An 11244-nucleotide genomic window follows, 5' to 3' on the forward strand; every position below is an offset into this window, starting at 1 on the left:
AGCCGCCGCCCGCGCCGACCAGGCCGGTCGCGGCGCCCACGACGAGTCCGTCCAGGAGGATCCGCCAGAGCGGGTGGTGGTGCGTCTGACTCTGCCCGTCACGGTCCTTGCGTCCCTTGATCATCGCGCCCGCGGTGGCGATCATCATGAGCGCGAAGGCGATCATGAGGAGGGTGCCGGGGATGTAGCCACCGGCCAGGCCACCGAGGAACGCGCCGACCATCCCGGCCGCGCCGAAGATCAGGCCCGTGCGCCACCGGACGTTGCCCTTGCGGGCGTGTCCGATGAGGCTGACCAGCGAGGTGGCGCCCACGACGAACAGTGAGGTCGCGATGGCCTCGCGGGGGTCGAGCCCACCGATGTAAGTGAGCAGGGGGACCACGAGGATGGACCCGCCCCCGCCGAGAAGTCCCAGGGACAGGCCGACCAGGACGGCCAGGGCCACGACGACGATCGTGGTGATCTCCATGGAGGGTGCCTTTCTCCGGCGGGGGCGCCGGGGTCGCGGGCAGGGTGGTGGGTCAGGAACGGGTCGGCAGCGAGTCCAGGACGGTGCCGAGCCCGGGCTCGTCGGCCGGGCGGTTCCACGGCATCTTCGACAGCGCGGCGGCCATGGCGCACGAGTTGCTCGCGGCGGAGTAGGTCAGCCCCGCACCGATCGCGCCGGCGAGGTAGGCGAACTTCGGGGAGATGAGCTTCGAGGCGGTGACGCCGACCAGGACCAGCGAGCCGGCGGCCATGCGGACCTGCCGGTCCATCGCCCAGACGCCCTTGCTGCGGACGACCTCGCCGCCGGCGGACTCGTAGCCGGCGATCCCGCCGTCGAGCACGGTCACCGAGTCGCGGTCCACGCCCACAGCGCTGAGCCGCTCGCATGCCTGGCGGGCGCGGTTGCCGGACTGGCAGATGAGGACGACCTGGCCGGGGAGCCGCGAGGCGAACTCCTCGCCGTGCTCGGCGAGCAGCGGTAACGGCACGTTGTAGGAGCCGCGGATGTGGACCGAGGCGTACTCGGCGCCGGAGCGCACGTCGACCACGGTGGGCGGGGTGCCGCTGGTCATCGCATCGCGGAGCTCGGCGGGGGTCATGGTCGGGCTGGTGGTGAGGGTGGGGGACATGGGTGGTCGAGGCCTTTCCGGATGAGGTGAGTGGGTGTGGTCAGACGGACGCGAGGTTGCGTTCGGACCAGGCGGCATAGCTGCCCTCGAGCTCGACGACCCGGTAGCCGGCTCGCCGCAGGGCGCTGGCCGTCACCGAGTTGCGGACGCCGCTCTGGCAGTAGGTGACGATCGGACCGTCGGTCGGGAGCTGGTCGAGGTTCCACAGAACCCGGCCGCCGCTGAGCTGCTCGGAGCCGGGGATGTGGCCGTCCGCGTGCTCGGTCTTGTTGCGCACGTCCAGCACCATCGCCGCGTCGAATGTGGCGAGGTCGTCGGGCCGGATCATCTCGGGGGTCGTCATCGGCAGGCCGTCGAAGCTGGTCGTGTAGCCGGTGACGGTGTCGATGCCCACGCGGATCATGTGGTCGCGGTATTGCTCGGCGGTCTCCTCGTCCTCGGCGAGGACGACTAGGGGTGTGTCCTCGCGCTCGGGGTCGTAGACCCACGCGCCGTACGAGGCGGCCTTGTCGACGCCCGGGACGTTGAGGGCCCCGGGGACGGTGCCGGCGTGGACTTCGTCCTGGTCGCGGGTGTCGACGACGACGAGGTCGTTCTTCTCGAGCGCCTGGGCCAGTTCTCCAGTGCCGAACCGGCGGAGGGGTGCCAACGCTCCGAGGATCGCCGGGCCCTCCTTGTTCTGCCGCTTCATGCGGCCGAAGTAGGCGTGCGCGTCAGGTTGGCCCTCGAGCATCTCGTCGATGAAGCCCTGCTCGTCGTCGCGCTCGACGTAGTCGGCCCACCAGGCGAACCGGCGCTCGTAACCGACGGTGGTCGATGGGAGCGCGCCGAGGGCCTTGCCGCACGCGCTGCCCGAACCGTGGCCCGGGAACACCTGGACGTGGTCCGGCAGCGAGACGAAGGACTCCTTGAGGCTGCGGAAGATCTGTGAGGCGCCTTCGAAGCGGGTGTCGACCCCACCGGCGGCCTCGTCGAGCAGGTCCGGTCGGCCGAGATCACCGGCAAAGACGAAGTCGCCGGTGAGCATGTAACCGGGGGAGTCGGCGAACGCCCCGTCGGTGACGAGGAACGACAGGTGCTCGGGCGTGTGTCCCGGGGTGTGGACGGCCTCGACGGTGATGTTGCCCAGCGTGAGCTGGTCACCGTGGTGCAGGCGCTCGGCCTCGAAGCCGTACTGCCAGTCGTCGCCGCCCTCGCCGGACACGTAGATGGTCGCCCCGGTCGCCTCCGCCAGCTCGCGGGTGCCGGACAGGTAGTCGGCGTGGATGTGGGTCTCGGTGACGGCGGTGATCGTCATGCCGTGGCGTTCGGCCAGCTCCAGGTACTCGCGGATGTCGCGGCGGGCGTCCACCACCATCGCCTCGTTCTTCGCCTGGCAGCCGATGACGTACCCGGCCTGGGCGAGGTCCTCGTCGTAGATGCGCTCGAGAAGCACGGTGCTCTCCTTGTCGATCGGGTTCCCGGTCTCGGGGTGTGCCCCGAACATACATACCCCGGGGGGTATGTGCAACATGCCCCGGGGGGTATGCGACGAGCGGGCGGCAGGGGGGTGGCGAGCTACGTGCAGGGACTGGAGCGGGACACCCTAGGGGGTATAGACTGTGGTCACTTCTCGCCGATTACAGGGGGCCCGATGCAACTCGACACAGTCGAACTGACGCCGACACTCAACCGCCTCAAGCGCGCCCAGGGCCAGCTCGCCGCGGTCGTGCGCATGATCGAGGACGGCCGCGACTGCAAGGACGTCGTCACCCAGCTCTCGGCGGTGTCCAAGGCGCTGGATCGAGCGGGCTTCGCGATTATCGCCAGCGGGCTCGAGCAGTGCCTGACGAACCCCGACGAGACCCTGGACAAGAAGGAGCTGGAGAAGCTGTTCCTCTCCCTGGCCTGACCCACCGGAGTCCTACACTCCCGGGCCAGGGACACCTCAACGCCGTCGAAGAGATATCGAAGGAGTCGGTCATGACCTACACCCGCACTGTCACTGTCGACATGCCCTACGAGCAGGCCATGGAGCGCACGCGCGCTGCTCTGGCGGAGCAGGGCTTCGGCATTCTCACCGAGATCGACGTCAACGCGACGTTCGCCGCCAAGCTGGGTGGCGAGGCCGCGGACAAGGTGGGCGCCTACACGATCCTCGGAGCCTGCAATCCCGGCCTGGCCAGCAAGGCCCTGGCCGCCGAACCGGAGCTCGGCGCCCTGTTGCCGTGCAACGTCGTGGTGCGCCGCGGCAAGAACGCCGAGCAGACGACTATCGAGGCCATCGACCCGCAGACCATGGTCCAGCTCAGCGGCAGTCCGCAGGTGCGGGAAGTCGCCGACGATGCCGACGTGCGGCTGCGTGCTGCGCTGTCGGCGATCAGCGACGCCGCCCCCGGGGACTAGCCCGGTCGAGCTGTCCCCTCGCACGGTTCGGCAGCAATTGACGTGGTGTCTGCCTACCGTGAAGGCGTGGACATCGCGGAACTGTTGGAGCTGGAGCACCAAGGGTGGTCGTCGTTGTGCGATCGCACGGGGGCCGACTTCTACGGTCGCCTCATGACGCCCGACGCGGTGATGGTCCTGGCCCACGGTCAGGTGCTGGACCGTGAGGAGGTGGTCACCTCTCTCAACGACGCGCCGCCCTGGCGGACCTACGAGATCAGCGACGAGCGCCTCGTCGAGCTCAACGACGACGCGGTCGCGCTGGTCTACACAGGGCAGGCGTCCCGCGGCGACGGCGACGACTTCCACGCACTGATGTCCACCGTGTACACGCGCCGTCAGGGGCGGTGGCGGCTGGCGCTCTACCAGCAGACACCCATCCCACCGGCCGGGTGACCCTGCGGTGTCAGCAGTCCACACCCTCGAGTCGTAGGCACGCCGGCGGTAGCTCCTGATCAGGTCCGTAGCCATCGGCCGAGTCCGGGTCGAACGTCGGCGTCGGGTGCGTCCGCCAGTACTCTTCGGCGAACTGCCGGTTGTACTCCTCCTGATCGAAGGTCGGGACGGGCGGCGGCGGGACATACGTGGCGAGCATCTGGTCGGCACACGTCTGCGTCCAGCCGGACGTGCCATCGGTGAAGAACGTCGTACCGGTCTGGTGGTTCGCGGTGCCGCACGACGCGATCTGCTTCCCCAGGCAGTGAGGGCTCTCGTGGCTGGGCGCCCCCTGATATCCGACCGCCCCGCACGTGTCGGCGGCCGGCGCCGATGCTGTCGGGCTCGGCGGCGGTTCGCTGGAGCTGGCGCTTGTGGACGTCGATTCGGTGGAGCTGGCTGTCGTCGATGCCTGCACGGTGGTGGTGACGGTGGCCGGCGGGGGCGCCGGATCGTCTGCGCTGCAGGCGGCGAGGAGGAAGACGATCGGGGCGAGAGCGGCGAGCGCCGCAGCGATGCGAGAGTGCATATCGAGCCTTACGAGGAAGCGCGTGTCGCCCTCGAGTTGATGAAGGCCGGCGCGCGGGGTGGTGGGAGAATGTTAAACCCGTTACCACGTGTTGGTCACCGCAATGAGGCACGGAGACACGTCGGACATCGCTACGGCCGGAGCTCGATCAACTGCCGCGTCGCGCGGGTCATCGCCACGTAGCGGTCGACAGCCCCGGTGATGCCCGAATCGGTGTCGCCCGAGCCGAAGGACTCGGGATCGACGACGACAACGAGGTCGAACTCCAATCCCTTGGCCTCGGCCGGGGTCAGCGTGCGGACGCGGTCCGAGAAGGCCCGCTCGACGCCGGGGGAGCCGACAGCGCGAATCACGCACGCGACGCCCTCCGGGTGGGCCGCGAGCCAGTCCTCGAGAACCCGCGGCAGGTCCTCCACTCGGCCGTAGGTCACGGGCACCCCGCTGCTGCGCACGGACTCCGGGACGTTGGCGTCGGGCCGGACTGCGCGAATCACCGGGGCGGCGGCCTCCATGATCTCGCCCGGCGTGCGGTAGTTGATGCTCAGATACACGGTGGCGATCCGGGCGGACGGCAGGCCGATCCGCTCCAGCCGCTGCGGCCACGTCTCGGCGAAGTCCAGACGCGACTGCGCCCGGTCACCGACCACCGTGAGACTGCCCGACGGGCAGCGGCGCAGGATCATCCGCCACTGCGCGTCCGTGAGCTCCTGAGCCTCGTCCACGATGATGTGGCCGAACGGGCCGGACAGCCGGGGTGCGCCGGCCGCGGGGTCGTCGTCAGTCGTGGGGTCGAGCAGAGCCTCCTGCAGGTCGGCGTGGCGGAGCATCGGGGCGACGCCCTCGGGATCGTCGTCGGCGGCGATCACCTCGTCGATCACCTGCCGACGCCGCTCGAGTTCGGCGGCCCGCTCGGTCCGTCGGCGCTGCGACCTGAGCGCGCGGTCGGCATCGCCCAGCCGGTGGCGGGCCGCCTCCAGCAGCGGAAGATCGGCGCAGGTCCACGCGTTGAGGTCGGGCCGCTGCAGGAGCCGGAGCTGCTCGGTGGTGAGCCACGGCGCGCAGAGCCGCAGGTACGCGGGCACGCTCCACAGATCGCCGACGAGGTCGCCGGCATCGATCATCGGCCACGCCCGGGACAGCGCGCGGCGGAGCCCCGGGTCGACCGCAATCTCCGCTCGCAGAGCGCCCTGGGAGGTCTCGGGGTCATCGTCGGCGGCCGCGCCTGCAACCGCGCCCGCGGCCTGATCGAGAAGGATGTCCATGAGCGTCTGGTGGATCTGCTTGCGCGCCTCGTTGTGCGGGGTGCCGTCCTCGACGGAGGCGAACGCCTCTGCCCAGTCGGCCGGCGTCAGCTGCAGGTCCGCCCACTCGGTCTGGACCACCACCGACTGCTCGGGCGGCTGCTCGTAGAAGCGGACGGCGGCCTCGATCGCGTCGACCATTCGCACGTCGGACTTCAGGCGCGCCGCCTCGGGGTCGGGCTCGTCGGGCAGGTCGCCGGCCCAGCCCCCGTGCGCGACACCGTGCGCGACACCGTGCGCACCGCCGAGGGTGCCACCGAGCGGGCCACCGATCGCGGCCTCGGCGAGATCGGCCACCGTCGCCGTCTGCACACTGTGCTCGCCGAGCGCCGGGAGCACGTCGGCGACGTAGTCGAGGTACGGCCGGTGCGGCCCGACCAGCAGCAGGTTCCCGCGCCGGACCCCGGAACGGGACTGCTCGTGAAGCAGGTACGCCGCCCGGTGCAGGGCCACCACCGTCTTGCCCGTGCCCGGCCCGCCGTCGACCACGAGCGCGCCCCGGGCGTCAGCGCGGATGATGGCGTCCTGATCGGCCTGGATCGTCGCGAGCACATCCCGCATCCGGCCGGTCCGCGCCCCGGACAGGCTCGTCACGAACGCCGAGGTGTCGTCCGGGCTGACGTGACGGGCGAGCTCGTCGTCGTCGTCAAAAACCTCGTCCCAATAATCGACGATGCGCCCGCCCGACCAGCGGTACCGACGTCGATACGCCACGCCCCTCGGATCGGCGAGGGTCGCGGCGAAGAACGGTTCCGCTGACGGCGTGCGCCAGTCCACGAGCAGGGGAGTGCCGTCCGCGTCGGTCAGGCCGATCCGCCCCACGTACACCGTCTCGCGCTCGCGGCCGGTCGACCGGTCCCGGCCTGTGGGCCGCTCCCAGGCGGTGGCGTAGTGGCCGATGCACACGTCGAGCCCGAACCTGCGGAGAGTGGTGAGCTCGGCAGTCAGTCGGCGGATGTCGGTGTCGCGCTCGATGGTCTGCGCGCCCCGACCGGCCGGATCGCGACGGCGCGCATCCAGGCGGGTGGCGAGGTCGGCGACCTTCCGCGCGAGGCAGTCGGAGACGGCGGCGAAGTGGCGTTCGTCGGCCGCGATGAGCGACGGATCGGACTTGTGCGACAGGTGGTGCGGAAGGGCGAACGTGCTGGTGGCAGGGCGGGGCATCGCGCAAGTGTGCGCCGCCATGGGGGTCTTGCCGCAAGCCCCCCTACCAGCTATAAGTTGAGAGTGGGAGGGAGTTCGAGGGCCGTGAGGTCGGCTTCGGCGCACGCCCCCTGAGACAATGGCCCCGTGCCCACTCACCCCGCCGCCGGCCCCGCCCTGACGATCATCGAGTGGCGCGAGAACGGCACCGACCGCACCGCGGCCTGGCGCTCCGAGAACGGCGCCCCCGCGCCCCGACGCCTCGTGGTGATCCGCGACGACATCGCCGCGGACAAGGCCCTCAAGCTCATCCGATCGGGCACCGGACTGTTGTGGCGGGGCGACTTCCACAACGCCCGCCAGCTCATGCGCGCGCTCGACCGGCGCCTGGGCAAGCGCGCGTCGCGGGCGCCGCAGAGCTCCGACCCCGGCGAGATCTTCCGCGCCAACCGCAGGGCCCGCGCCGAACGGGCGACCATCCTGGGCAGGATCCTCGTCCCGCTGGAGCCCGACTACTCGATCGGCCTGCGGCGCGCGCCCGACGTGCGCGGCGCCTGCGTGCACGCCTATGGCCCGCCGGCCAGCGGCGTCGAGGAGGCGTCGGGCGGGTCCGACGGGGCCGGCGGGACGCACGGCGGGGAGTCGCTGGTCTCGCTGCCCGAGGTGCTGGGTGTGATCAGCGCCTACGAGTGGCACCGCAGCGGCATCGAGATCGCGGCGCTGGGCGCGCGCATCCACCCCGCTTACGGCGTCTTCGCCCCCACCCGCGACGAGTACATCGACCTCGTCGCCGACGCCGGGTGGCCGCCGGGCGTCGCCCAGCCGGTCGTGTGGGACATCGGCACCGGCACCGGGGTGCTCGCCGCCGTCCTGGCCCGGCGTGGTGCTCGGGCGGTGGTGGCGTCCGACATCAACCCGCGCGCCGTGGAGTGCGCGCGGGACAACATGCGGCGGCTGGGGTTGGAGGACCGCGTCACCGTTGTGCGCGGTGACCTGTGGCCAGGCGACGACGACGAGGTGGGCGACCGCTCCGGGCGTGCCGACGTCGTGGTGTGCAATCCGCCCTGGATCCCCGGCCTGCCGACCTCGGCGCTGGAGCAGGGGATCTACGACCCGGACTCCGACATGCTTCACCGGTTCCTGCGCGAGTTGCCGGATCACCTCACGCCGCAGGGGGAGGGGTGGCTCATCCTGTCCGACCTCGCCGAGCACCTGGGCCTGCGCACTCGCGACGAGCTGCTCGCGCGCATCGCCGACGCGCGTCTGACGGTGGTCGGCACGCACGAGACGACGCCTCGGCACTCACGCGCCGCCGACAGCACCGACCCGGTGCACGCCGCCCGCGCTAACGAGCAAACGATCCTGTGGCGTCTGGCCGCGCGGGGTTCAGGTCCGAGCGCCGTAGCGCGCCGGTAGCCCGGATGAGGAACTCGGTGGCCAGCAGCGGCGCAATGAGGATTACCGCGCCCCACCCGGTGGTCGCGACCGGCACCCAGTCGTCCCACCAGAGCGTCGCGTCGCGGACGTAGGTCCCGCGCCGAGGCAGCGTCAGCGTCCATCGCCGCGGCGACGCGGGCGACTGGTCAGATTCGGGCTCGGTGTGCATGCCCGGGGTTCGGCGCCGCGGGGGCAACGGATGGGCGGGCGCCGGTCACTCGGCCTCGGCCTGTGCCGCCGGCCTCTCGGCGTCCTTCCACTTCTGCCACGGCCATCGCCCGGAGATCTCCAGCTCCAGCGACCAGCTGAGGAAGGTCCGGATCACGACGATCGCCGCCAGCACCGCCACACTGTCGAGCGTCGGGGTCACCGCCACCGTCTTGATGATGTCGGCGGCCACGAGGATCTCCAGTCCGAGCAGAATCGAGCGGCCGAGGTACCGGCGGAACTGGTGGTAGACCTCCGGCTGCCGGGTGCCCAGACGCCACGCCGCGATGATCGTGGCGGTGACGATGCCGATGACGATCGCGGCGACCCCGAGGGCGTCGATCACCTCGCCGACGGCCTCGATGGTCTCCTGAAACGCCATGTCGTCTCCTTCCGGCGCACGCGTGCAGCCGTTCGGACAGTCGCGCACGCGCCCGCACATCTGATATGCCGGAAGGGTAGATCAGCCCCGTTCGTCAGGAGAGAGATCATGATTCCCACCGGCTCCCTCGAGAATCCGCTGCGGTTCGTCTTCGGCCCCGGGCCGGGCGAGGCGACCTGCATGGCGTTGACCCCCGAGTGCATGGGGTGGCTGCCCTACCTCGCGGCGAGGTTCGGCATCGGGTCGTGACGTGAGCTGATGACCGGGCCCTGGCGGGGCCTAGTTTTCGGTGTAGCTAGTGCGATCCAGCGGGAGTTTTCTCGCAGTAGCTACACCAGAGTTCGAGGCAGGGGCCCGGGCGGGCATTCCGCCATCACATATCCGGCGGGACCCGCGCCGTCATCGAGTCGACGCCCGCCGCCAGCGCGCCGACCCGGATCCCGTGCCGCCCCAGCGGCAGCATGAGCGGTCGGCCGGACGTGGGGTCCGCGATCACCACGGCGTCCAGGCCGAACACCGCGCGGACCATCTCCGGTGTGAGCACGTCGTCGGGGGCTCCGCAGCAGTGGACGTCGCCGTCGGCGATCGCCACCAGGTGGTCGGCGTAGCGGGCGGCCAGGTTGAGGTCGTGCAGCACCATGACGATCGTCGTACCGCGGCCCCGGTTGAGGTCCACGAGCAGGTCGAGCACCTCCACCTGGTGCGCCACGTCGAGGAACGTCGTGGGCTCGTCGAGCAACAGCAGGTCCGTGTTCTGCGCCAGCGCCATGGCGATCCACACGCGCTGCCGCTGACCGCCGGACAGCTCGTCGACCGGCCGGTCCGCCAACTCGAGGGTGCCGGTCGCCTCGAGGGCGGCTGCCACGGCTTCGTCGTCGTCCCTCGACCACCGCGACATGATCCCCTGGTGCGGGTTCCGGCCGCGCCCCACCAGATCGGACACGGTGATGCCCTCCGGCGCGATGGGGGACTGGGGCAGCAGCCCCAGCGTGCGGGCGAGCTTCTTGGCCGGCATGCGGTGGACCTCCGCGCCGTCGAGGAGCACCTGGCCGCCCCGCGGCTTGAGCAGCCGCGACATCGAGCGCAGCAGCGTGGACTTGCCGCAGGCGTTGGCGCCGACGATCGCGGTGATGCGCCCGGGCGGCACGACCAGGTCGAGATCGCGGATGACCGCGCGGTCGCCGTAGGACAGGTCCAGCCCGGTGGCCTCGAGGGTGTGGTCGGCGGTCACAGCGAGCCTCCGGTGCGGTTGGTGCGGGCGATGAGATAGATGAGGTACGGCGCGCCGAGGGCACCCGTGATGACGCCGACCGGGTAGCGCGAGCCGAACGCGAACTGGCCGACCAGGTCCGCGGCCAACACGAGCACCGCGCCCACGAGCGCGGCCGGGATGAGCGGCGAGCCGTGCGGGCCGACGAGGCGGGCGGCGATCGGTCCGGCGAGGAACGCGACGAAGGCGATCGGCCCGGCGGCCGAGGTGGCGAAAGCGATGAGGGCCACGGCGGCGATGATGAGCGCGATCCGCGTCCGCTCGGTGCGCACGCCCAGCGCGGAGGCGGTGTCGTCGCCCAGCCGGAGCAGACCCAGATCGCGCGCGAGGAGCAACAGAACCGGGCCGAACACGACGGTCGCCACCAGGACGGGCCGGACCTGGTCCCACGACGCGCCGTTGAGACTGCCGGTGAGCCAGCGCATGGCCTCCTGCAGCTCCCACTGCGGGGCGGTCTTGAGAATGTAGTCAGTGACCGCGTTGAGGGTGGCGGCGATCCCGATGCCGATGAGCACGAGGCGCGTGCCCGCCACTCCGCCGCGGTACGCGAGGGCGTAGATGATCAGCGCGACGGCGATTCCCGCGACGATCGCGAACGCTGACACCTGAGCGCCGCCCAGGCCCAGCACGACGATCGCGAACGCGGCCGCCGCGCTCGCGCCGGAGCTGATGCCGATGATGTCCGGGGAGGCCAGCGGGTTGCGCAGCATGGTCTGGAACGTCACGCCGCCGAGGCCGAAGCACACCCCGGTGAGCACGGCCAGGACCGCGCGCGGCAGCCGGAGCCGGCCCACGGTGAAGGTGGCGCCGTCGACGTCGTGGCCGAGGATCACGCCCCACACCTCGGCCGGGGAGTAGAAGGTCTTGCCCACCATGAGCGTCGCGGCGAACAGGGCCACGGCGACCAACGCGAGCAGCGCCATCACCAGCCGGCGGCGCCGACCACGCGCGCGACGGCCGGCGGCCACCGCCTCGACGGCGGACGGGCGGGCGGGCGC

Annotated in this window: 13 protein-coding genes; 5 read left to right on the forward strand and 8 right to left on the reverse strand. The window is 71.2% G+C overall.

What is annotated here, in order from left to right; genetic code table 11:
- The 3 genes from G6030_RS12595 to G6030_RS12605 all read right to left on the reverse strand — a co-directional run.
- The coding region (locus tag G6030_RS12595) for a sulfite exporter TauE/SafE family protein (RefSeq protein WP_182643351.1) at positions 1-469 on the reverse strand (469 nt) is incomplete at its 3' end.
- Positions 470-521: 52 nt separating this feature from the next.
- Positions 522-1118 carry a rhodanese-like domain-containing protein gene (locus tag G6030_RS12600; protein WP_182643352.1) on the reverse strand — a complete coding sequence of 199 codons (597 nt, stop codon included), beginning with the start codon at positions 1116-1118 and terminating at the stop codon, positions 522-524.
- 40 nt (positions 1119-1158) lie between these two features.
- Positions 1159-2553 carry a rhodanese-like domain-containing protein gene (locus tag G6030_RS12605; protein WP_182643353.1) on the reverse strand — a complete coding sequence of 465 codons (1395 nt, stop codon included), beginning with the start codon at positions 2551-2553 and terminating at the stop codon, positions 1159-1161.
- Between the two features lie 198 nt (positions 2554-2751).
- Between G6030_RS12605 and G6030_RS12610 the strand changes: the two genes are divergently transcribed.
- The 3 genes from G6030_RS12610 to G6030_RS12620 all read left to right on the forward strand — a co-directional run bounded on the left by G6030_RS12610 (position 2752) and on the right by G6030_RS12620 (position 3938).
- Positions 2752-3009, forward strand: coding sequence for a metal-sensitive transcriptional regulator (locus G6030_RS12610; RefSeq protein WP_182643354.1), 258 nt, complete (start codon positions 2752-2754; stop codon positions 3007-3009).
- A gap of 71 nt (positions 3010-3080) precedes the next feature.
- On the forward strand, positions 3081-3503 hold the full coding sequence (locus tag G6030_RS12615) for a DUF302 domain-containing protein (RefSeq protein WP_182643355.1): 423 nt from the start codon (positions 3081-3083) through the stop codon (positions 3501-3503).
- 66 nt (positions 3504-3569) lie between these two features.
- Positions 3570-3938, forward strand: coding sequence for a DUF4440 domain-containing protein (locus G6030_RS12620; protein WP_182643356.1), 369 nt, complete (start codon positions 3570-3572; stop codon positions 3936-3938).
- A gap of 10 nt (positions 3939-3948) precedes the next feature.
- Here the strand turns inward: G6030_RS12620 and G6030_RS12625 are convergent, their stop codons facing one another.
- The gene (locus G6030_RS12625) at positions 3949-4506 is read right to left on the reverse strand and encodes a hypothetical protein (protein WP_182643357.1); all 558 of its coding nucleotides are present in this window, start codon (positions 4504-4506) and stop codon (positions 3949-3951) included.
- 131 nt (positions 4507-4637) lie between these two features.
- Positions 4638-6971: an AAA family ATPase gene (locus G6030_RS12630; RefSeq protein ID WP_182643358.1), complete on the reverse strand. Its 2334-nt coding sequence runs from the start codon at positions 6969-6971 to the stop codon at positions 4638-4640.
- Positions 6972-7097: 126 nt separating this feature from the next.
- Here G6030_RS12630 and G6030_RS12635 point away from each other — a divergent pair, with 126 nt between their 5' ends.
- Complete coding sequence (locus tag G6030_RS12635; RefSeq protein WP_347238658.1) at positions 7098-8366, forward strand: class I SAM-dependent methyltransferase; 1269 nt, start codon at positions 7098-7100, stop codon at positions 8364-8366.
- A gap of 235 nt (positions 8367-8601) precedes the next feature.
- Here the strand turns inward: G6030_RS12635 and G6030_RS12640 are convergent, their stop codons facing one another.
- Complete coding sequence (locus G6030_RS12640; RefSeq protein WP_182643359.1) at positions 8602-8976, reverse strand: DUF1622 domain-containing protein; 375 nt, start codon at positions 8974-8976, stop codon at positions 8602-8604.
- 108 nt (positions 8977-9084) lie between these two features.
- Here G6030_RS12640 and G6030_RS12645 point away from each other — a divergent pair, with 108 nt between their 5' ends.
- Positions 9085-9225 carry a hypothetical protein gene (locus tag G6030_RS12645; protein WP_182643360.1) on the forward strand — a complete coding sequence of 47 codons (141 nt, stop codon included), beginning with the start codon at positions 9085-9087 and terminating at the stop codon, positions 9223-9225.
- Between the two features lie 124 nt (positions 9226-9349).
- Here G6030_RS12645 and G6030_RS12650 read toward each other — a convergent pair whose 3' ends face one another.
- Entirely contained in the window at positions 9350-10207 is an 858-nt protein-coding gene (locus G6030_RS12650) for an ATP-binding cassette domain-containing protein (protein ID WP_182643361.1), read from the reverse strand.
- Positions 10204-11214, reverse strand: a complete 1011-nt coding sequence (locus tag G6030_RS12655) for an iron chelate uptake ABC transporter family permease subunit (RefSeq protein WP_347238659.1) — start codon at positions 11212-11214, stop codon at positions 10204-10206. Before G6030_RS12655 ends, G6030_RS12650 begins: the two co-directional genes overlap by 4 nt.
- Positions 11215-11244: the final 30 nt, after the last annotated feature.

The sequence above is a fragment of the Dietzia sp. E1 genome (assembly GCF_014145015.1).
GTDB lineage: Bacteria > Actinomycetota > Actinomycetes > Mycobacteriales > Mycobacteriaceae > Dietzia > Dietzia cinnamea_A.